A 21,103-nucleotide genomic window follows, 5' to 3' on the forward strand; every position below is an offset into this window, starting at 1 on the left:
GGTAGCTGGGGGAGGGTCCCCCGTGGCCCCGCTGACACGATACGTCGCCGGGGCCGCCCGCGTCCCAGGGTCAGCCGAGCGGCTGGAAGGTCTCGAAGGCGACGTTGCGCATCTGGGTGCACTGGGCACCGTCCCACTGGTCCGCGGCGCAGCTGATCATGATGGCGTAGCCGTGCGTCGCGTCCACCTTGAACCCGCGGTTGAGCACCCGGACCCTGGTCCCGTTCTGCTCCCGCTCGAACTCCCAGTCCGCGACGGTCGGGTAGCCCTTGTAGTCCACCGTGTCGATACGGATCTGCTTGTATCCCCGGCTGCTGCCGCCCACGGCGGGGGCCAGCTTGAGCCAGGCGGTGCGCGCGTCGTCGCCCGGCTTGGCGTTGTAGTCGACCTGGATCTTGGGGAAGTCCTTGGCCCGGCTGTAGATGGCGCCGGAGTTCTCGCCCGCCGTCTCCAGGTGCTGGAAGCCCTCGGGCATCACCATCGAGAAGTGGAACCCGAAGTCCTGCACCAGGGCGTATCCGGCCGGGATCCCACCGACCGCTCCCCCGGTCGTGGCGCCCTGCCCCTGGCCCCCGGAGGCCGCCTGCTGCCCCTGGTCCGGCTGGCCGCCGGTACCTGCCGCGCCACCGGCGCCGCCCGGCTCACCGGTGTTCGCCGAGGGCTTCGGGGAGCTCTGTCCGGCGCCGCCGGAGCCCTGCGGGGCCGAGGCGCTCGGAGTGCTCTGGCCGCCCTTGCCCTCGTTCTTGGCGCCCTTGTCCCCGTCGCTGAAGGCGTAGGCGATCAGCGAGCCGACCACCGCCAGGACGACGAGTACGGCGGCTATCGCGAGCGCGATCGTGCGGCGCGGCATGACGTCGGTGAGCGGAGCCGCGACCGGAGACGTCCTGGCCTTGGGCTTCGGACGGGGCTTCGGCGTCGGCGCTTCGGCGGCCGAGACGGCCGCCGTGGCCACCGCGGGGGTCGCCGCCGCAGCCGCCGCCTTGCGGGCCGACTTCAGTGCGGCGCGCGCGCGTTCGCGCTGCTCGCGGTCGCGCCGCTCGCGCTCCTTCTTCGCCGCCTTCTCGGCGGCCTTCTCCGCTGCGGCCTTGTCCACGGCCTCCTTGGCGTCCGCCAGGGATATCTGCCGGGTCTCCTCGGCCACCGCGGCGGCCACGGGGGCCGGCGCGGGCTCGGGCGCGTTGACGACGGCGGTGAGCATCGCCCGCGCCCGCTCGTCGTCGAGCCGCAGTGCGGGGTCCTTGACGAGGAGGCCGTAGATGACCTCGGTCAGCGGGCCGGCGTTCTTCGGCGGGTCCACGGGCTCGGTCATCACCGCGGTGAGGGTGGCGAGCGCCGACCCCTTGTCGTACGGGGGCACTCCCTCGACGGCGGCGTACAGCAGGCCGCCGAGCGACCACATGTCGGCGGGCGGGCCCGGCTTGTAACCGCGGGCGCGCTCGGGGGAGATGTAGGAGGGGGCGCCGACGAGCATGCCGGTGGAGGTGACGGAGGGGTCGCCCTCGACCTGCGCGATGCCGAAGTCGGTGAGGACCACGCGGCCGCTGGCGGCTATGAGTACGTTGGACGGCTTGACGTCCCGGTGCAGGATGCCCTGGCCGTGCGCGGCGCGCAGGACGTCGAGCACGGCGAGGCCGACCTCGGCCGCGCGGTGCGGGGTGAGGGGGCCGTTCTCGCGTACGAACTCGGCGAGCGAGGGGCCCTCGATGAGCTCCATGACGATCCAGGGCCGGCCGTCTTCGTCGACGACGTCGTAGACGGTGACGGCGCCGCCGCTGCGGATCCGCGCGATGGCCTTGGCCTCGCGGAGGGTACGGGTGATGAGGCGGCGCTTCTCGTCCTCGTCGACGCCGGTGCTGAAGCGGAGCTCCTTGACGGCGACGGTCCGGCCCAGGGTCTCGTCCTGGGCCCGCCAGACCGTCCCCATCCCGCCCTTGCCGAGCACGGCCCCGAGCCGGTACCGCCCGGCCAGCAGCCGCCCCTGGTCCTGCCCGTCCCCGGCCGCCTTAGCCGCAGCCGCCTTGACGGCGGCCGCCATGGCATCGGCCTTCTCGACGACGGGATTGACCACCTTCGCCGCAGGCGCAGCGGCGGGCTTCGCGTCCTCGGGCTCCCCCGGCCCCGCCCCGGCGGCATCGACAACGGGCTCCCCCGCAGGCGCGGCAGCCTTGCCCGACCCGGCCTTCGCGGCAGCGGACTTCGCACTCCCCGGCTTCACCGCAGGCTTCGCGTCCTCGGGCTCGCCCGACCCCGCCGCGGCGGCATCGACAACCGGCTCCACCGCAGGCGCGGCAGCCTGGCTCACACCAGGCTTCGCATCTTCGGGCTCGCCCGACCCGCCCTTCGCGGCAGCGGACTTCCCACTCCCCCGCTTCGCCTCAGGCTTCGCGTCCTCGGGCTCGCCCGACCCGCCCTCGGCGGCAGCAGACCTCGCACCCCCGGGCTTCGCCGCAGGCGCACCGGCAGGTGCTGCGGCCGAGCCCTCACCGTCAAGCTTCGCCGCAGGCGTCCCGGCAGGTGTCCCGGCAGTCCCGTGCTCCGGCTTCGACATGCGTCCCCTCTGCAATCCTGCCGCTGCTCCGCCTGCCCCAGCGGCTGAGCGACCCGGCGGCCGGGGCCCGCGGTAACCCACCCCGGCAGAACCCCCATTGTTCCTCACTCCGCAACGGACGGGCCCCCCGGGTCCGCGGTTCCCCTTTCCGCATCGCGGAGTTACAACGGAACGATGTCGGGCGCCCCCAACCGCGCCGCGTCCGCCGTCTGGTCGTCCGGCTGGCGCTGTGATTCCCGCTCCGCCTGGACCCTCTTCTCGTAGTGCTCCACTTCCTTCGCGATCTGCTGCTCGTCCCACCCCAGCACCGGCGCCATCAACTCGGCGCACTCCCGCGCCGACCGCGTCCCCCGGTCGAAGGTCTCGATCGAGATCCGCGTCCGCCGCGTCAGGACGTCGTCCAGGTGCCGCGCCCCCTCGTGCGAGGCCGCGTAGACGATCTCCGCCCGCAGATAGTCCTCCGCCCCCGTCACCGGCTGCCGCAGCCCCGGGTCCGCGGCGATCAGGTCCAGCAGTTCCTCCGTCAGCGACCCGAAGCGGTTCAACAGGTGTTCCACCCGTACGACGTGAAGCCCCGTCCGGTCCGCCATGCGCGCCCGCGCGTTCCACAGCGCCCGGTACCCCTCCGCCCCCACCAGCGGCACGTCCTCCGTCACGCACTGCGCCACCCGCTGGTCCAGCCCGTGCACCGCCTCGTCGACGGCGTCCTTGGCCATGACCCGGTACGTCGTGTACTTGCCGCCCGCCACGACCACCAGCCCCGGCACCGGATGGGCCACGGTGTGCTCGCGCGACAGCTTGCTCGTCGCGTCCGACTCCCCGGCCAGCAGCGGCCGCAGGCCGGCGTAGACGCCCTGGACGTCGTCGCGCGTCAGCGGCACGGCCAGCACCGAGTTCACGTGCTCCAGCAGGTAGTCGATGTCCGCGCTCGACGCCGCCGGGTGGGCCTTGTCCAGGTCCCAGTCGGTGTCCGTGGTCCCCACGATCCAGTGCCGCCCCCACGGGATGACGAACAGCACCGACTTCTCCGTCCGCAGGATCAGCCCGGTGCTGGAATGGATCCGGTCCTTCGGCACGACCAGGTGGATGCCCTTCGAGGCCCGTACGTGGAACTGCCCGCGCTCCCCGATCAGCGCCTGGGTGTCGTCCGTCCACACCCCCGTCGCATTGACGACCTGCTTGGCTCGGATCTCGTACTCGCTCCCGCCCTCCACGTCGCGCACGCGCGCGCCGACCACCCGTTCGCCCTCGCGCAGGAAGCCGATCACCCTCGCCCGGTTGGCGCACTGCGCCCCGTACGCCGCGGCCGTGCGCACCAGGGTGGCGACGTACCGCGCGTCGTCCATCTGGGCGTCGTAGTACTGCAGGGCGCCCACGAGCGCGTCCTTGCGCAGCGCCGGCGCCACCCGCAGCGCCTTCTTGCGCGAGAGGTGGCGGTGGACGGGCAGGCCGCGCCCGTGGCCGCTGGAGACCGACATCGCGTCGTACAGCGCGACGCCCGAGCCCGCGTACAGCCGCTCCCACCCCTTGTGCTGCAAGGGGTAGAGGAACGGCACGGGCTTCACCAGGTGCGGGGCGAGCCGCTCCAGCAGCAGGCCGCGCTCCTTCAGCGCCTCCCGCACGAGGGCGAAGTCGAGCATCTCCAGATACCGCAGGCCGCCGTGGATCAGCTTGCTCGACCGGCTGGAGGTGCCCGAGGCCCAGTCCCGCGCCTCCACCAAGCCGGTCGACAGGCCCCGGGTCGCGGCGTCGAGCGCGGTGCCGGCTCCCACCACGCCCGCACCCACCACGAGCACGTCCAGCTCCCGCTCGGCCATCCGGGTGAGGGCCTCGGCCCGCTGCTCCGGCCCCAGTGTCGCTGTCCTCACGGCTGCCTCCCGTTTGGTGTGGGTGAGATCCCCGGCGGGATCCCGCTCACATGCCCCGTCTCACGATTCTGACCGCCCGCACCCACATCAGCCACCGCCTGTGGACAACACAACGGTGATGTTCACTCCAGAATGCGACATATCTTTCATATATACGCCTAGTCTGACATTGCGCCAGCTCCCCTGCCCCGGGAGGACGTGCGCGGCAGCCCCCTCATTTCAGGGAAGGGACGGCACCCCCATGCCCGCAGATCTCGCCGTCATCGGACTCGGCCATCTCGGCCTCCCACTCGCCCAGGCGGCCGTCGCCGCCGGAATCGAGACGGTCGGCTACGACAGCGGTCCGGTCACGGACTCCACCCTCACCGCCGCCGAGATCCGCCGCATGTCGGCGGCCGGCTTCCGGGTCACCACCAACCCCGCCGAACTCGGCCGGGTCCGCACCGCCGTCATCTGCGCCCCCACCCAGCTCGGCGCCGATCGCGCACTCGACCTCTCCGCAGTCGGCGAGGCCGGCCACGCGCTGGCCGCCCGGCTGCGCCCCCACACCACCGTGATCCTCGAATCCGCCGTCCACCCCGGCGTCACCGAGGACTACCTGCGCCCGATCCTCGAAGAGGGCTCCGGGCTGCGGGCCGGCCGGGACTTCCATCTGGCCTACTCCCCCAGCCGCCACGACCCCGGCAACCGGACGCACGGCATCTCCAACACCCCCAAGGTGATCGGCGGCCTCACCCCCGCCTGCACGGAGTCCGCGCACGCCTTCTACGCCCGCCTCACCGAGAAGGTGGTCCGCGCCCGCGGCCTGCGCGAGGCCGAGACCGTACAGCTGCTCGAAACGAACTACCGGCACGTCAACATCGCCCTCATGAACGAGATGGCGGTGCTCTGCCACGACCTCGGCGTGGACCTGTGGGACGTCGTCCGCTGCGCCGAGACCAAGCCGTACGGCTTCCAGGCCTTCCGCCCCGGACCGGGGGTCGGCGGCCACGGCGTCCCCCTCGACCCCAACTACCTTCCCCACACCACCCGCACCCCCGGCCACCCCCTGCGCATGGTCGGCCTGGCGCAGGAGATCAACAACCGGATGCCGCAGTACGTCATCCAGCGCTCCGCCACCCTGCTCAACGAACACGGCAAGTCGGCCCGCGGCGCCCGCGTCCTCCTGCTGGGCGTCACCTACAAGCCCGACCTCGCCGACCAGGAGGGCTCACCGGCCCGCGAGATCGCCAGCCGCCTCCTCGACCTGGGGGCGCTGATCAGTTACCACGACCCCTACATCACGGGCTGGCGCGTCAGGGACCAGCCGGTGCCGCGGGCCGACTCCCTGTACGAGGCCGCCGCCAACGCCGACCTGACGATCCTGCTCCAGCACCACCGCACGTACGACCTGCAAGGTCTCGCCGTGAAGGCCCAGTTGCTGCTGGACACCCGCGGCGCCAGCCCGGCGGGCGCGGCCCACCGGCTCTGAGCCCCGGAATTCCCCCCTGTGGATGTCGGCTGAGGCTGCTAGCCTGCGACGTCACTTATCTCGCACATACGTCCCCCTGGACAGATGTGCCCCACGCATCCCTGGGGGGGATTTCCCATGAGCCAGAACTTCACGCCGCCGGCGCCCGACTCCTTCACCGCGGCCCCGGCCCCGGCCCCGGCCCGCACCGGCAACATCGGCCTCGGCATCGTCGCGGCCGTCGTCGCGGCCCTGGTCGCGGCCGGCGCCTACGGCGGCATCATGAACGCCATCGACCGCGAGATCGGCTACGCCGCGATCGGCGTCGGCCTCCTCGTCGGTCTCGCCGCCGGCAAGGTCGGCGGCCGCAACCCGATCCTGCCCGTGGTCGCCGTCCTGCTGTCCGTCGGCGCCGTCTACCTCGGCCAGGTGTTCTTCATCGCGCTCGCCATCGCCGACTACGGCAAGGTCGGCGTGGGCGAGGTGTTCAGCGAGGTCGGCATCGGCGGCCTGAACGACCTCTGGAAGGAGAGCGTGGACTTCATGTCCTACGTCTTCCTCGGGATCGGCGGCTTCGCCGCCTTCGGCGCGGCCAAGAAGGTCAGCGACTGACGTCGGCTCCTCGCACGCGTACGCCGGAGGGCCGGCACCCCAGGCGGGGTGCCGGCCCTCCGGCGTGCGTACGGGAACCGTCAGCGGCTGTGCTGCGAGTCCGCGATCGTGACCTCGACCCGCTGGAACTCCTTGAGCTCGCTGTAGCCGGTGGTGGCCATCGAGCGGCGCAGGGCGCCGAAGATGTTCATCGAACCGTCCATGGTGTGCGACGGGCCGGTGAGGATCTCCTCGGTCGTGCCGACCACGCCGAGGTTGACCTTCTTGCCGCGCGGCACGTCCTCGTGGACGGCCTCCATGCCCCAGTGGTTGCCCTTGCCGGGCGCGTCGGTGGCACGGGCCAGCGGGGAGCCCATCATCACGGCGTCCGCGCCGCAGGCGACGGCCTTCGGGATGTCGCCCGACCAGCCCACGCCGCCGTCGGCGATGACGTGCACGTAGCGGCCGCCGGACTCGTCCATGTAGTCGCGGCGGGCCGCGGCCACGTCCGCGACGGCGGTCGCCATCGGGACCTGGATGCCGAGCACGTTGCGCGTGGTGTGCGCGGCGCCGCCGCCGAAGCCGACCAGGACACCCGCGGCGCCGGTGCGCATCAGGTGCAGGGCCGCGGTGTAGGTGGCGCAGCCGCCCACGATGACCGGGACGTCGAGCTCGTAGATGAACTGCTTGAGGTTCAGCGGCTCGGCGGCGCCGGAGACGTGCTCCGCCGACACGGTGGTGCCGCGGATCACGAAGATGTCCACGCCCGCGTCCACGACCGCCTTGGAGAACTCGGCGGTGCGCTGCGGGGAGAGCGCGGCGGCGGTGACGACGCCCGAGTCGCGCACCTCCTTGATGCGCCGGCGGATCAGGTCCGCCTGGATCGGCGCGGAGTAGATCTCCTGGAGGCGGCGGGTGGCGGAATCCTCGTCCAGCTCCGCGATCTCGTCGAGCAGCGGCTGCGGGTCCTCGTATCGGGTCCACAGACCTTCGAGGTTCAGCACGCCGAGGCCGCCGAGCTCGCCGATGCGGATCGCGGTCTGCGGGGAGACGACCGAGTCCATGGGGGCGGCCAGGAAGGGGAGCTCGAAGCGGTACGCGTCGATCTGCCAGGCGATCGAGACCTCCTTCGGGTCCCGGGTACGCCGGCTCGGGACGATGGCGATGTCGTCGAACGCGTACGCCCTGCGGCCGCGCTTGCCGCGCCCGATCTCGATCTCAGTCACGTGTGGTGGCCTTTCCTCTGGGTCTGCCCGTCCAGTATCCCCGAACGCCGGGTGCATGCGTTCCGGTGACCGCTGTACGGGACGGCGAGCTCAGCCCCGCCGGCGTTTGAGGCGCGGGGTCCGGGGGCGGAGCCCCGGCAACGGCGAAGGGCGGGCCCGGTCACCCGGGCCCGCCCCCACCTCAGCTCACCTGCTACCCCTTACGGGAGTAGTTCGGCGCCTCGACCGTCATCTGGATGTCGTGCGGGTGGCTCTCCTTGAGGCCCGCCGAGGTGATCCGGACGAACCGGCCCCGGTCCTGCAGCTCCGGCACGGTGCGGCCGCCGACGTAGAACATCGACTGGCGCAGGCCACCGACGAGCTGGTGCACGACCGCGGAGAGCGGGCCGCGGTAGGGCACCTGGCCCTCGATGCCCTCGGGGATGAGCTTGTCGTCGCCGCCCACGCCCTCCTGGAAGTAGCGGTCCTTGGAGAAGGAGCGCTGGTCGCCACGGGACTGCATCGCGCCGAGCGAACCCATGCCGCGGTACGACTTGAACTGCTTGCCGTTGATGAAGAGCAGCTCGCCCGGGGACTCCTCACAGCCCGCGAGCAGCGAGCCGAGCATCACCGTGTCGGCGCCCGCGACCAGGGCCTTGGCGATGTCACCGGAGTACTGGAGGCCGCCGTCGCCGATGACCGGGACGCCGGCCGCCTTGGCGGCGAGCGAAGCCTCGTAGATCGCGGTGACCTGCGGGACGCCGATGCCGGCGACCACGCGGGTGGTGCAGATCGAGCCGGGGCCGACACCGACCTTGATGCCGTCGCAGCCGGCGTCGATCAGCGCCTGGGCGCCGTCGCGGGTGGCGACGTTGCCGCCGATGACGTCGACACCGGAGTTCGACTTGATCTTCGCGACCATGTCGCCGACCAGGCGGGAGTGGCCGTGGGCGGTGTCGACGACGATGAAGTCGGCGCCCGCCTCGATCAGGGCCTGCGCGCGGTCGTACGCGTCGCCGGCCACGCCGACGGCGGCGCCGACGAGCAGCCGGCCGTCCTTGTCCTTGGCGGCGTTCGGGTACTTCTCGGCCTTGACGAAGTCCTTGACCGTGATGAGGCCCTTGAGGATGCCCGCGTCGTCGACCAGCGGAAGCTTCTCGATCTTGTGGCGGCGCAGCAGCTCCATGGCGTCCACGCCGGAGATGCCGACCTTGCCCGTGACCAGCGGCATCGGGGTCATGACCTCGCGCACCTGGCGGCTGCGGTCCGACTCGAAGGCCATGTCGCGGTTGGTGACGATGCCCAGGAGCTTGCCCGCCTGGTCCGTCACCGGGACGCCGGAGATGCGGAACTTCGCGCAGAGCTGGTCGGCCTCGCGCAGCGTCGCGTCCGGGTGCACCGTGATCGGGTCGGTGACCATGCCGGACTCGGAGCGCTTGACCAGGTCGACCTGGTTGGCCTGGTCGGCGATGGAGAGGTTGCGGTGCAGGACGCCGACGCCGCCCTGGCGGGCCATCGCGATGGCCATCCGGGCCTCGGTGACCTTGTCCATGGCGGCGGACAGCAGCGGGACGTTGACGCGCACGTTGCGCGAGATGAGGGAGGAGGTGTCGATGGCGTCAGGCGACATGTCCGACGCGCCCGGCAGCAGCAGCACGTCGTCGTAAGTCAGTCCGAGCGTGGCGAATTTGTCGGGCACTCCGTCGGCGGTCATGACACCTTCCCAATGGTCTTGCTCAGCGCGGATGTCCATGCTAACGGGATACCGACGCGTCTCATTCCACGACCAAGGTCAACCAGAAGTTTCGTAGCTTCCTACTGCTCGGCGAGGGCGCGCAGCCTGCTGAGCGCGCGGTGCTGCGCCACGCGCACGGCCCCGGGGGACATGCCGAGCATCTGCCCGGTCTCCTCCGCGGTCAGCCCGACGGCGACCCGCAGGACGAGCAGCTCGCGCTGGTTCTCCGGAAGGTTCGCCAGCAGCTTCTTGGCCCAGGCGGCGTCGCTGCTCAGCAGCGCGCGCTCCTCCGGGCCCAGCGAGTCGTCGGGCCGCTCCGGCATCTCGTCGGAGGGCACGGCCGTACTGCCCGGGTGCCGCATGGCGGCCCGCTGCAGGTCGGCGACCTTGTGCGCGGCGATGGCGAAGACGAACGCCTCGAACGGGCGCCCGGTGTCCCGGTAGCGCGGCAGCGCCATCAGGACGGCGACGCAGACCTCCTGCGCCAGGTCCTCCACGAAGTGGCGAGCGTCACCCGGAAGGCGGGAGAGCCGGGTGCGGCAATAGCGGATGGCGAGGGGGTGCACGAAGGCGAGCAGGTCGTGCGTGGCCTGCTCGTCGCCCTCCACCGCCCGGCGTACGAGCGCGCTGACGCCCCCGGCACTGCCGCCTTTGGCGGCGCCGGTCGGGCCTGTGGCCGCGGGGGACCCCTGGGCCTCGTCGTCGCGCATCAATCCATGGTGCCTTGGCGCGGAAGCATCCGCGGCACCGTGGTCCTTGTTGTGCATCGAAGCGTTATGAGCGGGTGCGCCGGAACCCATCATCTGCACCCTCCCCTCCCGCTCGGCCGAATAGTCCCCGAGAGACTCCACACCCTCAAGGATGCGGCATCGCGCACGAAGCGAGACGTCCCCCGGATTGTGCCCCGCCAACCCCCGGGTGCGCACCGGGTACGGCGGGACAGGGCTACACCGAAAACGAGGGCGGCGCGCCGCCCCGTCCGCAGCCTGCGGACGGGACCGCTCTCGACGGTCCACGGCGGGCGGCGGGCCGGGCCGGGCCCGGCCGCGACCCGGAGGTCAGCGGACCAGGCCCCAGCGGAAACCGAGCGCCACGGCGTGTGCGCGGTCGGAGGCGCCGAGCTTCTTGAACAGCCGGCGGGCGTGCGTCTTGACCGTGTCCTCGGAGAGGAAGAGCTCGCGCCCGATCTCCGCGTTGGACCGGCCGTGGCTCATGCCCTCCAGGACCTGGATCTCGCGCGCGGTGAGCGTGGGCGCGGCGCCCATCTCGGCCGAGCGGAGCCGGCGCGGGGCCAGTCGCCAGGTCGGGTCGGCGAGTGCCTGGGTGACCGTGGCCCGCAGTTCGGCGCGCGAGGCGTCCTTGTGCAGATAGCCCCGGGCGCCGGCGGCGACCGCGAGGGCCACGCCGTCCAGGTCCTCGGCGACCGTCAGCATGATGATGCGGGCACCGGGGTCGGCCGAGAGCAGACGGCGGACCGTCTCCACACCGCCGAGCCCGGGCATCCGTACATCCATCAGAATCAGGTCGGAGCGGTCGGCACCCCAGCGGCGGAGGACTTCCTCGCCGTTGGCAGCCGTCGTCACACGCTCGACGCCGGGCACGGTGGCAACCGCGCGACGGAGCGCCTCTCGGGCAAGCGGGGAGTCGTCGCAGACGAGGACGGATGTCATGACCGCCCTCCGCAGCTGCTGATGCGCGTCACCTTGAGCCTCCAGGCTGGTACGTATCGTCACCTGTGCGGTCGATGCCCCCGGACACCTGTCCGAGACCGTATTGGTTCAACCGCCTTCGCACTCTCAACGATGGTCACTCGAAAGAGTTACGGGTCGGACGGACACCTTCGGCACTCTACGTGAGGAAGCGAACACGACGGCGGCGCCACAAGCCAGCCGTCCTCCATCTGGAGCTATGCCCTATTTGGCGGCTTTCCTTCCCTTCCGCGCATGTCTGAGGCTAGATTCCGAATGAGTCATATTTACATCTACTAGGACAGTAGGTGTGGAGACATGGACCGTATCCGCCTCAGTACCGGCACCAAGAGGACTCCCCATGGCAGATTTCTCCCGCCTTCCCGGACCGAACGCCGACCTGTGGGACTGGCAGCTGCTGGCTGCCTGCCGCGGGGTCGACAGCTCCCTCTTCTTCCACCCGGAAGGCGAGCGGGGCGCGGCCAGGAGCGCGCGCGAGGCCTCGGCTAAAGAGGTCTGCATGCGATGCCCGGTGCGTGCGGAATGCGCCGCGCACGCACTCGCCGTCCGCGAGCCCTACGGGGTGTGGGGCGGCCTCACCGAGGACGAGCGCGAGGAGCTGATGGGCCGCGCACGGCATCGCCTGATCCCCGCGTCTCATGCGATCGGACCGATCGCGCCGCACTGAGCGCCTGTTCGAAACGTCCGAAGGAACGTTTCCTCGAATCGACCGGAATCATCTGCACGCCCGGGCGTGTCGCCGCCCGGCCCCGGAATTCACTCGTCCGGCCGTACGCAGCCCGTGCGTGCGGCCCCGCGTGACCGCGGGTGCCCCCCTGGGCGGGGCCGCGTGCGGCCCGTCGCGCGGTCAGCGCGCGGCGGCCCGCTCCAGCTCGGCCAGGGTCGCGGCCACCGCGGGCACCCGGGCCAGGTCCGGCAGGGTCAGCGCCACGACCTCCCGCTCGACGGCGGGTTCCACGGCGACCGTGCTCACGCCCTTGGCCCGTACGGACTCCACCGCGAGCTCGGGCAGCACCGCGACGCCCAGGCCCGCGGCGACCAGGCCGACCACCGCCGGGTAGTCGTCCGTGGCGAAGTCGATGCGCGGGGTGAAGCCGACGCCCTCGCACACCTCCACCAGATGGCGGCGGCAGCGCGGGCAGCCCGCGATCCAGGGCTCGTCGGCGAGCTCCGCCATGCCCACGCGTGCGGCTCCGGCCAGCCGGTGCCCCTCGGGGACCAGCCCGATGAGACGGTCGGTCAGCAGCGGCCGCACCACGAGGTCGTCCCATTCGGCGGCGGATCCGGCCGCCCCGCCGTAGCGGAACGCCAGCGCCAGGTCGCAGTCGCCCTCGCGCAGCATCTCCACCGAGCGCGGCGGCTCCGCCTCGACCAGCGAGATGCGGGTCCCCGGATGCACGGCGCGCATGGCCGCGAGCGCGGTGGGCACCAGCGTGGAGCTGCCGCTGGGGAAGGACACGAGCCGGACCCGGCCGGCGCGCAGCCCGGCGATGGCGGCGACCTCCTCCTCGGCCGCCGTCAGCCCGGCCAGGATCCCCGCGGCGTGCCGGACCAGGGCCTCGCCGGCCTGGGTCAGCCGCATCTCGCGGCCGGTGCGGATCAGCAGCGGGGTTCCGGCCGACTGTTCGAGCGCCTTCATCTGCTGGGAGACGGCGGGCTGGGTGCAGCCGAGTTCTCGTGCGGCGGCTGAGAAGGATCCGGTCCCGGCGACAGCGCGCAGTACCCGGAGATGACGTGCCTCAATCACCCTTCGAGCATAAGGCCTACTTTGACCGTCGCACGGATGCCTCTGTAACGCTTTGGGGCACAAGGACCCTACCGTGATGCCCATGGGCACCATGCATCTGATTTCCGTGAACCTCGGCCGCGCCACGGCCGTCGACTACACCGACGCGGAGAGCGGGACGACGGGCATCGGCAAGCGCCCGGTCCCCGGGCCGGTCCGCGTCGTCTCCCCCGGCCCCACGGCCACCGGCCTCGGCAGCGGCCTGGAGGGCGACGCCGTCTGCGACCGCCGGTTCCACGGCGGCGACCACCAGGCCGTCTACGCGTACGCGCGCGAGGACCTGGACCGCTGGGAGCGCGAGCTGGGCCGCGAGCTGCCCGCCGGGATCTTCGGCGAGAACCTCACCACCTCCGGCCTCGACCTGAACACCGCGCTGCTCGGCGAGCGCTGGCGGGTCGGCGCGGACGTCGTCCTCGAAGTGGCGTCGGCCCGCATCCCCTGCCGGACCTTCCAGGGCGCCCTGAACGAGGACGGCTGGGTCAAGCGGTTCACCCGGGAGGGCCGGCCGGGCGCGTACCTGCGGGTGATCCGGGAGGGCTCGGTCGCGGCCGGCGACCCCATCGAGGTCGTCCACCGGCCGGACCACGAGGTGACCGTGGCGCTGTGGTTCCGCGCCTTCACCACCGAGCGCTCGTTGCTGCCGCGCACCCTGGCGGCGGGCGGGGCGATGCGGCCGGAGGCGCACGAGCACGTGCGCCAGTACATGGAGAAGTGCCGGGCCGAGGCCGGGGCGACGTAGCGCCGTTATCTCACTCGTCTAGGTTGCGCCTATGACGACTGCGTTGATTACGGGATCCACGGCGGGCATCGGCGCCGCATTCGCCCGGCGGCTGGCCGCCCAGGGGCACAACCTGGTGCTGGTGGCGCGCGACACCAAGCGGCTCGGCGAACAGGCCACCGAGCTGCACGACCGGCACGGCATCGAGGCCGACGTACTCGCCGCCGACCTCTCCACGGAGGAGGGCATCGCGGCGGTCGAGCAGCGCCTCGGCGACCGCACCCACCCGGTCGACCTGCTGGTCAACAACGCGGGCTTCGGCAACAAGGGCCGCTACCTCGAAGTCCCCATGGCCGACGAGCTGACCATGCTGAAGGTGCACATCGAGGCGGTGCTGCGGCTGACCTCGGCGGCCACCGGGTCGATGCGCACGCGCGGCCGGGGCGGCGTCATCAACGTCGCCTCGGTGGCCGCCTTCGTGCCCCGCGGTACGTACGGGGCGAGCAAGGCCTGGGTCGTGCAGTTCACCCAGGGTGCGGCGCGGGACCTGTCCGGATCCGGGGTGCGGCTGATGGCACTGTGCCCCGGCTTCGTGCGCACGGAGTTCCACGAGCGCGCCGGCATGGGCACGGACAACATCCCGGGCTGGCTGTGGCTGGACGCCGACAAGCTGGTGGCCGCAGCCCTGGCCGATCTGGCCCGCGGCAAGACCGTGTCGGTCCCGGACCCGCGGTACAAGGCGCTGGTGGGCGTGGTGAAGCTGACGCCGCGCGCGCTGCTGGGCGGGATGACCTCGCGTACCGGCCGCAAGTACGGGCCGCAGTAGTACTGCGCCCCTCCTCCCGCGCACCCGACCCGCCAAATGGGTGATATCTCACTAAAATAGACGTGTCCCATCCAGCCCGGGAGACGCCATGACATTCGTACAGATCATCGATTACAAGACCAGTCGGCAGGACGACCTCAACCAGCTGCTCGACCGGTACGTCTCGCAGAGCCAGGGCAGGCGGACCGTCACCCACAGCATCGTGGGCAGGGACCGCGAGGCCGAGAACCACTTCGTGGACGTGGTCGAATTCCCCTCGTACGAAGACGCCATGAAGAACTCTCAGCTGCCGGAGACCGACAGGATGTTCCAGGAGATGATGGCGCTCTGCGAGGGGATGCCGACCTTCACCAACCTCGACGTGGTCCGTGACGAGAACCTCAACAAGATGCTCGTGGACCGCATGTTCGACGAGTTGGCCATCACCGGAGACCGCGCCCTCGCGGAGGAGATCTTCGCCTCCGACTACATCGACCACGACATCTTCCAGGCCGACCCCAACGCCCAGGGGCGCGACGCCATCATGGCGGACCTCACCATGTGGCGGTCCTCCTTCGGGGACATGTCCTTCACCAAGGACCAGCAGATCGCCGAAGGCGACTTCGTCACCACCCTGTGGACCTGGAACGCGACGCACACGGGTGAGTTCATGGGCCTCGCGCCGACCGGCAAGAAGGTCAGCGCCACCGGCTCGACGACCTTCCGCTGCCGGGACGGCATGATCGCCGAGGGCTGGTGGCACTACGACATCATGGGCATGATGCGCCAGCTGGGGATGGACCCGATGAAGTCGATGGGTTCATGAGCCCCCGGCCCTGAACGGGAGCAACGGGAAGGCCCCCGCCCCGCCGTGGGAACGGCGGGTCGGGGGCCTCTCGTGTAACGGCTACAGCGTCAGCCGGGGTGTCAGTGGCTGTGGCCGTGGCCACCGTGGCCGTGACCGGCGTCGCCCTCTTCGTCCGCCGGCTTCTCGACGACCAGGGTCTCGGTCGTGAGCAGCAGGGAGGCGATGGAAGCGGCGTTCTCCAGCGCGGAGCGGGTGACCTTCACCGGGTCGATGACGCCGGCCTTGACCAGGTCGCCGTACTCGCCGGTGGCGGCGTTGAAGCCCTGGCCCTTGTCGAGCTCGGCGACCTTCGAGGTGATGACGTAACCCTCGAGACCGGCGTTCTCGGCGATCCAGCGCAGCGGCTCGACGGCGGCGCGGCGCACGACCGCGACACCGGTGGCCTCGTCGCCCGACAGGCCGAGGTTGCCCTCCAGGACCTTGACGGCGTGGACGAGGGCGGAGCCACCGCCGGAGACGATGCCCTCCTCGACCGCGGCGCGGGTCGCCGAGATGGCGTCCTCAAGGCGGTGCTTCTTCTCCTTGAGCTCCACCTCGGTGGCGGCGCCGACCTTGATGACGCAGACGCCGCCGGCGAGCTTCGCCAGGCGCTCCTGCAGCTTCTCGCGGTCCCAGTCCGAGTCGGTGGACTCGATCTCGGCCTTGATCTGGTTGACGCGGCCCACGACGTCCTCGGAGTTGCCGCCACCGTCGACGATGGTGGTGTCGTCCTTGGAGATCGTCACGCGGCGGGCGGAGCCCAGTACGTCCAGACCGGCCTGGTCGAGCTTGAGGCCGACCTCCTCGGCGATGACGGTGGCACCGGTGAGGGTGGCCATGTCCTGGAGCATCGCCTTGCGGCGGTCACCGAAGCCGGGGGCCTTGACGGCGACCGCGTTGAAGGTGCCGCGGATCTTGTTGACGACGAGGGTGGAGAGCGCCTCGCCCTCGACGTCCTCGGCGATGATCAGCAGCGGGCGGGAGCCGCCGGCCTGGATGACCTTCTCCAGCAGGGGCAGGAGGTCCTGGATCGAGGAGATCTTGCCCTGGTTGATCAGGATGTACGGGTCGTCGAGGACGGCCTCCATACGCTCCTGGTCGGAGACCATGTACGGGGAGAGGTAGCCCTTGTCGAAGGCCATGCCCTCGGTGAACTCCAGCTCCAGGCCGAAGGCGTTGGACTCCTCGACGGTGATGACACCGTCCTTGCCGACCTTGTCCATCGCCTCGGCGATGAGCTCGCCGACCTGGGCGTCCTGCGCGGAGAGCGCGGCCACGGCGGCGATGTCGGACTTGTCCTCGATCGGGCGGGCGGTCGCGAGGAGCTCCTCGGACACGGCCTTGACCGCGGCGTCGATGCCCTTCTTCAGGGCGGCCGGGGAGGCGCCCGCGGCGACGTTGCGCAGACCCTCGCGGACCAGCGCCTGGGCCAGCACGGTGGCGGTGGTGGTGCCGTCACCCGCGATGTCGTTGGTCTTGGTCGCCACCTCCTTCACGAGCTGCGCGCCCAGGTTCTCGTACGGGTCGTCCAGCTCGACCTCGCGGGCGATGGTGACACCGTCGTTGGTGATGGTGGGCGCGCCGAACTTCTTGTCGATGACGACGTTGCGGCCCTTGGGGCCGATCGTCACCTTGACCGTGTCGGCAAGCTTGTTGACGCCGCGCTCGAGGGCGCGACGGGCGTCCTCGTCAAACTTAAGAATCTTCGGCATGGGAGCGGTTAGCCCTCTCGTTGCGATCCCCGGCCGCTCACCGCGACCGCCTAGAACGAACTACGCCCCTCGCCGCCCGGCATCAGCAGGGGTGACCAGGGGCGTAGCTCAAAGCAAAACTGGAGAAGTGACTTACTTCTCGACGATCGCGAGCACGTCGCGGGCCGAGAGGACGAGGTACTCCTCGCCGCTGTACTTCACTTCGGTGCCGCCGTACTTGCTGTACAGCACGATGTCGCCGACGTTGACGTCCAGCGGGAGACGCTGGCCGTCCTCGAAGCGGCCCGGGCCCACCGCAAGGACGACGCCCTCCTGGGGCTTCTCCTTCGCGGTGTCCGGGATGACCAGGCCAGAGGCCGTGGTCTGCTCGGCGTCGAGCGGCTGGACCACAATGCGGTCCTCGAGCGGCTTGATGGCAACCTTGGAGCTGGTGGTCGTCACGATCCGACCTCCCCCTTCGGAGATCCGGGGTTAACTGTCTGAGGTGGCGACCAGGTCGATCCGTCGTCGCGGGTGCCGGACCTGCCTGTCGCTGTGTTGGCACTCACCAGTGGCGAGTGCCAGATGCGACACTATTCCGGCGATTAGCACTCGGTCAAGCGGAGTGCCAATTCTCGCCGTCGGCGTTGCGTGGATCGCGCCGGTGAACCGACGAAAACGACGTACATACGTTCGAAATAGTCCCCCGGAGGAACCACGGGGAGGGCGTCGGCGTCGTAGATGATATGAAGATAAAGCGGCTGATAGCCGAGCAGATCGGACCCGGTATCCCGTGCGCGGCCTGAAACCGCTGACGTCGGCGGGCGCACGACGCCGCACGGAGGCACTGCTCCTGGCCTTCGTCATCGCCATCGCCGTCCTCGGCCACGCCAGCGCCGGCCTCGCCATGAACGACGAGCTCCCGCCGAACCTCGCGGGCTTCGCCGTCAGCATGACCCTGCTGTCGCTGGTCGGGCACTTGGGCGTGCGCCGCTTCGCCGCCCACGCGGATCCGCTGATCTTCCCGCTCGCCATGCTGCTGTCCGGGCTCGGGCTGGTGCTCCTGCACCGTCTCGACCAGGGCTACATCGAGCGCTACAACTCGGAGGCGAACGCCCCCGGACAGCTGGTGTGGACGGTGGTCGGGGTCGCGGCCTGCCTCCTGGTGCTGGCGCTGCTGCGCGACCACCGGCTGCTGCAACGGTTCATCTACATCACGATGGCCGTCGCGCTGGTGCTGCTGATCGCACCGGCCTTCTTCGGCGCGGACACCTACGGCGCCAAGCGCTGGATCAAACTCTTCGGCTTCTCACTCCAGCCCGGCGAGTTCGTGAAGATCATGATCGCGGTCTTCTTCGCCGGATACCTGGTCGTCCACCGGGACTCGCTGGCCCTGACGGGCCGCAGGTTCCTGGGCGTGCGCCTGCCCCCGATGCGCCAGCTCGGCCCGATCGTCACCGTGTGGATCGTCTCGATGCTGGTGCTGGTCTTCGAACGCGACCTCGGCACGTCACTGATCTTCTTCGGCGTCTTCGTGGTGATGCTGTACGTGGCCACCGAGCGCACCAGCTGGATCGTGTGCGGCGTGCTCATGGCCGCGGGGGGCGCCTTCGTGGTCGGCTCGACGGAGCCGCACGTCAAGGCGCGCGTGGCGGCGTGGCTCAACCCGCTCTCGTACTACTGGGAGGTGCGGCCGCCGGGGGTCACCTCGGACCAGTCGGCGCAGGCGCTGTTCAGCTTCGGCACGGGCGGCGTCTCGGGCACCGGCCTGGGCCTGGGCCACCCCGAGCTGATCGCTTTCGCCGGGCGCAGCGACTTCATCCTGACCACGGTGGGCGAGGAGCTCGGCCTGGCCGGGGTCATGGCCGTCCTGATCCTCTACGCGCTCCTCGTGCAGCGGGGCCTGCGCATGGCGCTCGGCGCGCGCGACCCCTTCGGCAAACTGCTGGCGGTGGGCCTGGCCTCGGCGCTGGCCCTCCAGGTCTTCGTGGTCGCGGGCGGCGTCACCGGCCTGATCCCCCTGACGGGCAAGGCCCTGCCCTTCCTGGCGAAGGGCGGCTCCTCGCTCCTGGCGAACTGGGTGATGATCGCCCTGCTCCTGCGCATCAGCGACAGCGCGGAGCGCCAACGCGAGGCGGAGACCCGCGAGGCGGTCGGGGGGCTTCGGGTCGGGGGGCTTCCGGTCGGGGGGCTTCCGGTCGCGGGAGCCTCGCCTTACAAGTAGTCCTCCAAGCGGCCTATCCGGTACCCCTGTTCCTGGATGCGCTGGAGCATGCGGGTCGTCATCTGGGTTTCCGTCGAGCCCTTGAGCTCGGACGGGCCGCGGAAGTGGGCCAGGATGATGTCGCCCGGTGCGAGGGCGGAGCCCTGGGCGTACTGGAAGTTGTTGATCTGCATCGAGACCCGCCACAGGACCAGGGACGAGACCCCGCACTCCGAGGCTGCCCGGAGGGTGTCGTCGTTGTAGTTGCCGAACGGCGGGCGGAAGAGCGGCGGGCGCTGGCCGAAGCGCTTCTCCAGGCGGTCCTGCTGGCCGCATATCTCCTTCTTCTGCCCCTCGTAGGACAGGGTCCGCAGGTTCGGGTGCGTCAGCGTGTGGTTGTTCACGGTGCTCGCCGAGCCGTTGTCGCGGAGCTTCTCGAAGTGCCCGTAGTCCGACGAGGCCACACTGTCCGTCAGGAACATGCTGATCGGCAGCTTCAGGTCGGCCGCCATCTTCAGGAACTCGGGGTCCTTCTCCGCGCCGTCGTCGAAGGTCAGGAAGACGACCTTGTCCTGCGGCGGGACGGGTATTCGGTCTATCACCGGCACCTTGCCCGGGGCCGCCTTCGGTATCTGCGGCTTCTGGGCGGGCTTGGGCGCGTACGCGAGGGGGGCCGTCAGGCCCCACTTCCTGTACGCCTCGTCGGAGGCGGAGCCGGCCCCCGGCGACGTCGCGGGCGCCGACGGCGTGGCGGCGCCCTTCGGATCCTTGGAATCCTTCGGGTCCTTGGCCCCCGAGGGTTCCTGGGACGCCTTGCGGCCCAGTCGCTCGATGGGCTCCACACTGTCCCCGCACCCCGTCAGGGACAGCGCGAGCACGCCGGCCGCCAGCGTTCCGGCTACCAACCGGCGCGCGCACTTCACAGATAGTCCTCCAGGCGAGCCACGGCATACCCCTTGTCCGTGACGGTCTTCATGACATGACGGATCATGTCAGGCATCGTGCCCTTCCAGTCCTCCTTGCCGCGGAAGTGCGTGAGGATGATGTCACCGGGGTGCAGATCGCGGTCCCACTCCCGGTAGTCCATCCGGTTCGTGAACGCCTCGGCGTTCCACAGCGGAACCGCCTTGATCCCGCAGGACTTCGCCGCGCGCAGCGTGTCCTGGTTGTAGTTGCCGTACGGCGGCCGGAAGAGGGTCGGCCGCTTGCCGAACTGCTTCTGGATGGTGTCCTGCTGGCCGCAGATCTCCTGGCGCTGCTTCTCGTACGAAAGGCCCGGCATGTAGCGGTGGTTGAGCGTGTGGTTGTTCAGCGTGACGCCCGCGGCCTGCATGTCCTTGAAGTACTGGTAGTTGTCCTTGACGAGGTAGTCGCTGAGGAAGGCCGTGTACGGGATCTTCAGTTCCCGCATCATCCTCAGGAACTCGGGATCCTTCTCGGACCCGTCGTCGATCGTCAGGAAGACGACCTTGTCCTCCGTGGGGATGGTGGTGAAGACCGGCGGGTACTCCTCCTGGTCCTCCACCTCGAAGCCGTCGCGGGTCGTGATCTGGGGCTTGTGCTTCGGCGCCGCCGGGGCGGTGAGCGGGACCTTGGCCAGGCCCCACTTCTTCGCCGCGGCGATGCGCGCCTGCTGGGCCGCCTTGGCCTTCTCGGCGGCGCTGAGCGCGCCGGCCGCGCCGGCCGCCTCCGCGCCCTTGCCGGCCTTCGCCTTCTGCGCCTTGTCGGGCGTCGCGGACCCTCCGGAGCCGCACGCCGTCCCGAGGGCCGCGACCAACAGGGCGGCCAGGGCCACCCCGAACCGGCCGCGCGGACCCGCCGCGTACCGGTGACCTTGTTGCGCATTATCTTGCTTTTGTCCTACTAGCTGCATAGTTGCGCATCCTGGCACCCGACACACCGGCGCCCCGGAAGACACCGCGAGAGGGCCCCCACCTTCCTTCGAGT

18 protein-coding genes are annotated in these 21,103 nt (G+C 70.7%); 7 read left to right on the forward strand and 11 right to left on the reverse strand.

The genetic code is table 11. The annotated features are described in order from the left end of the window. Nucleotides 1-70 precede the first annotated feature (70 nt). Nucleotides 71-2,548, reverse strand: a complete 2,478-nt coding sequence (locus AC07DU_RS05090) for a protein kinase domain-containing protein (protein WP_479109672.1) — start codon at nucleotides 2,546-2,548, stop codon at nucleotides 71-73. Between the two features lie 161 nt (nucleotides 2,549-2,709). Then, nucleotides 2,710-4,416: a glycerol-3-phosphate dehydrogenase/oxidase gene (locus AC07DU_RS05095; protein WP_360891101.1), complete on the reverse strand. Its 1,707-nt coding sequence runs from the start codon at nucleotides 4,414-4,416 to the stop codon at nucleotides 2,710-2,712. Between the two features lie 241 nt (nucleotides 4,417-4,657). On the opposite strand from AC07DU_RS05095, the gene AC07DU_RS05100 reads away from it, so the two are divergent. Together AC07DU_RS05100 and AC07DU_RS05105 are read left to right on the forward strand one after the other, a co-directional pair. After that, nucleotides 4,658-5,887 (forward strand): nucleotide sugar dehydrogenase, encoded by a 1,230-nt coding sequence (locus tag AC07DU_RS05100; RefSeq protein ID WP_479109675.1) that lies wholly within the window; start codon nucleotides 4,658-4,660, stop codon nucleotides 5,885-5,887. Nucleotides 5,888-6,004: 117 nt separating this feature from the next. Beyond that, complete coding sequence (locus AC07DU_RS05105; protein WP_360891095.1) at nucleotides 6,005-6,478, forward strand: hypothetical protein; 474 nt, start codon at nucleotides 6,005-6,007, stop codon at nucleotides 6,476-6,478. A gap of 80 nt (nucleotides 6,479-6,558) precedes the next feature. On the opposite strand, the gene AC07DU_RS05110 is transcribed toward AC07DU_RS05105, so the two are convergent. From AC07DU_RS05110 to AC07DU_RS05125, 4 genes are all read right to left on the reverse strand, one after another. Beyond that, nucleotides 6,559-7,683, reverse strand: a complete 1,125-nt coding sequence (locus tag AC07DU_RS05110) for a GuaB3 family IMP dehydrogenase-related protein (RefSeq protein ID WP_360891092.1) — start codon at nucleotides 7,681-7,683, stop codon at nucleotides 6,559-6,561. Between the two features lie 193 nt (nucleotides 7,684-7,876). Next, the gene (gene guaB / locus AC07DU_RS05115) at nucleotides 7,877-9,376 is read right to left on the reverse strand and encodes an IMP dehydrogenase (protein WP_360891089.1); all 1,500 of its coding nucleotides are present in this window, start codon (nucleotides 9,374-9,376) and stop codon (nucleotides 7,877-7,879) included. 101 nt (nucleotides 9,377-9,477) lie between these two features. Beyond that, nucleotides 9,478-10,107: a sigma-70 family RNA polymerase sigma factor gene (locus AC07DU_RS05120; RefSeq protein WP_360891086.1), complete on the reverse strand. Its 630-nt coding sequence runs from the start codon at nucleotides 10,105-10,107 to the stop codon at nucleotides 9,478-9,480. A gap of 348 nt (nucleotides 10,108-10,455) precedes the next feature. Further along, entirely contained in the window at nucleotides 10,456-11,067 is a 612-nt protein-coding gene (locus AC07DU_RS05125) for a response regulator transcription factor (RefSeq protein ID WP_003948568.1), read from the reverse strand. A 379-nt stretch (nucleotides 11,068-11,446) separates the two neighbouring features. On the opposite strand from AC07DU_RS05125, the gene AC07DU_RS05130 reads away from it, so the two are divergent. Next, a complete protein-coding gene (locus AC07DU_RS05130; protein ID WP_360891083.1) occupies nucleotides 11,447-11,773 on the forward strand; it encodes a WhiB family transcriptional regulator in 327 nt (108 codons plus the stop codon). Nucleotides 11,774-11,953: 180 nt separating this feature from the next. Here AC07DU_RS05130 and AC07DU_RS05135 read toward each other — a convergent pair whose 3' ends face one another. Then, nucleotides 11,954-12,853, reverse strand: a complete 900-nt coding sequence (locus AC07DU_RS05135; protein WP_479026374.1) for a LysR family transcriptional regulator — start codon at nucleotides 12,851-12,853, stop codon at nucleotides 11,954-11,956. 91 nt (nucleotides 12,854-12,944) lie between these two features. On the opposite strand from AC07DU_RS05135, the gene AC07DU_RS05140 reads away from it, so the two are divergent. The 3 genes from AC07DU_RS05140 (at nucleotide 12,945) to AC07DU_RS05150 (ending at nucleotide 15,241) form a co-directional block, all read left to right on the forward strand. Further along, on the forward strand, nucleotides 12,945-13,631 hold the full coding sequence (locus tag AC07DU_RS05140) for an MOSC domain-containing protein (protein ID WP_479109907.1): 687 nt from the start codon (nucleotides 12,945-12,947) through the stop codon (nucleotides 13,629-13,631). A gap of 31 nt (nucleotides 13,632-13,662) precedes the next feature. After that, a complete protein-coding gene (locus AC07DU_RS05145) occupies nucleotides 13,663-14,436 on the forward strand; it encodes an SDR family NAD(P)-dependent oxidoreductase (protein ID WP_479026371.1) in 774 nt (257 codons plus the stop codon). A gap of 88 nt (nucleotides 14,437-14,524) precedes the next feature. Then, on the forward strand, nucleotides 14,525-15,241 hold the full coding sequence (locus AC07DU_RS05150) for an ester cyclase (protein ID WP_453372610.1): 717 nt from the start codon (nucleotides 14,525-14,527) through the stop codon (nucleotides 15,239-15,241). Between the two features lie 101 nt (nucleotides 15,242-15,342). Here the strand turns inward: AC07DU_RS05150 and groL are convergent, their stop codons facing one another. Together groL and groES are read right to left on the reverse strand one after the other, a co-directional pair. Next, nucleotides 15,343-16,974, reverse strand: a complete 1,632-nt coding sequence (gene groL / locus AC07DU_RS05155) for a chaperonin GroEL (RefSeq protein ID WP_479109678.1) — start codon at nucleotides 16,972-16,974, stop codon at nucleotides 15,343-15,345. Nucleotides 16,975-17,106: 132 nt separating this feature from the next. Beyond that, nucleotides 17,107-17,415, reverse strand: coding sequence for a co-chaperone GroES (gene groES / locus AC07DU_RS05160; RefSeq protein WP_360891066.1), 309 nt, complete (start codon nucleotides 17,413-17,415; stop codon nucleotides 17,107-17,109). A gap of 331 nt (nucleotides 17,416-17,746) precedes the next feature. Between groES and AC07DU_RS05165 the strand changes: the two genes are divergently transcribed. Beyond that, complete coding sequence (locus AC07DU_RS05165) at nucleotides 17,747-19,177, forward strand: FtsW/RodA/SpoVE family cell cycle protein (RefSeq protein ID WP_479109680.1); 1,431 nt, start codon at nucleotides 17,747-17,749, stop codon at nucleotides 19,175-19,177. Here AC07DU_RS05165 and AC07DU_RS05170 read toward each other — a convergent pair. Both AC07DU_RS05170 and AC07DU_RS05175 read right to left on the reverse strand, forming a co-directional pair. Next, on the reverse strand, nucleotides 19,168-20,079 hold the full coding sequence (locus AC07DU_RS05170; protein ID WP_360891060.1) for a polysaccharide deacetylase family protein: 912 nt from the start codon (nucleotides 20,077-20,079) through the stop codon (nucleotides 19,168-19,170). The genes AC07DU_RS05165 and AC07DU_RS05170 overlap by 10 nt on opposite strands. Beyond that, entirely contained in the window at nucleotides 20,076-21,029 is a 954-nt protein-coding gene (locus AC07DU_RS05175; RefSeq protein ID WP_479109682.1) for a polysaccharide deacetylase family protein, read from the reverse strand. Before AC07DU_RS05175 ends, AC07DU_RS05170 begins: the two co-directional genes overlap by 4 nt. Nucleotides 21,030-21,103: the final 74 nt, after the last annotated feature.

The sequence above is a fragment of the Streptomyces sp. NPDC045695 genome (genome assembly GCF_056432025.1).

What these genes read in the sequence shown, in the direction of transcription:
- AC07DU_RS05145 (WP_479026371.1), top strand. Translation starts at nt 13,663, where the DNA reads ATGACGACTGCGTTGATTACGGGATCCACGGCGGGCATCGGCGCCGCA.
- AC07DU_RS05100 (WP_479109675.1), top strand. Translation starts at nt 4,658, where the DNA reads ATGCCCGCAGATCTCGCCGTCATCGGACTCGGCCATCTCGGCCTCCCA.
- AC07DU_RS05125 (WP_003948568.1), bottom strand. Translation starts at nt 11,067, where the DNA reads ATGACATCCGTCCTCGTCTGCGACGACTCCCCGCTTGCCCGAGAGGCG.
- AC07DU_RS05090 (WP_479109672.1), bottom strand. Translation starts at nt 2,548, where the DNA reads ATGTCGAAGCCGGAGCACGGGACTGCCGGGACACCTGCCGGGACGCCT.
- AC07DU_RS05130 (WP_360891083.1), top strand. Translation starts at nt 11,447, where the DNA reads ATGGCAGATTTCTCCCGCCTTCCCGGACCGAACGCCGACCTGTGGGAC.
- guaB (WP_360891089.1), bottom strand. Translation starts at nt 9,376, where the DNA reads ATGACCGCCGACGGAGTGCCCGACAAATTCGCCACGCTCGGACTGACT.
- groL (WP_479109678.1), bottom strand. Translation starts at nt 16,974, where the DNA reads ATGCCGAAGATTCTTAAGTTTGACGAGGACGCCCGTCGCGCCCTCGAG.
- AC07DU_RS05105 (WP_360891095.1), top strand. Translation starts at nt 6,005, where the DNA reads ATGAGCCAGAACTTCACGCCGCCGGCGCCCGACTCCTTCACCGCGGCC.
- AC07DU_RS05150 (WP_453372610.1), top strand. Translation starts at nt 14,525, where the DNA reads ATGACATTCGTACAGATCATCGATTACAAGACCAGTCGGCAGGACGAC.
- AC07DU_RS05175 (WP_479109682.1), bottom strand. Translation starts at nt 21,029, where the DNA reads ATGCAGCTAGTAGGACAAAAGCAAGATAATGCGCAACAAGGTCACCGG.
- AC07DU_RS05120 (WP_360891086.1), bottom strand. Translation starts at nt 10,107, where the DNA reads ATGCGCGACGACGAGGCCCAGGGGTCCCCCGCGGCCACAGGCCCGACC.
- AC07DU_RS05140 (WP_479109907.1), top strand. Translation starts at nt 12,945, where the DNA reads ATGCATCTGATTTCCGTGAACCTCGGCCGCGCCACGGCCGTCGACTAC.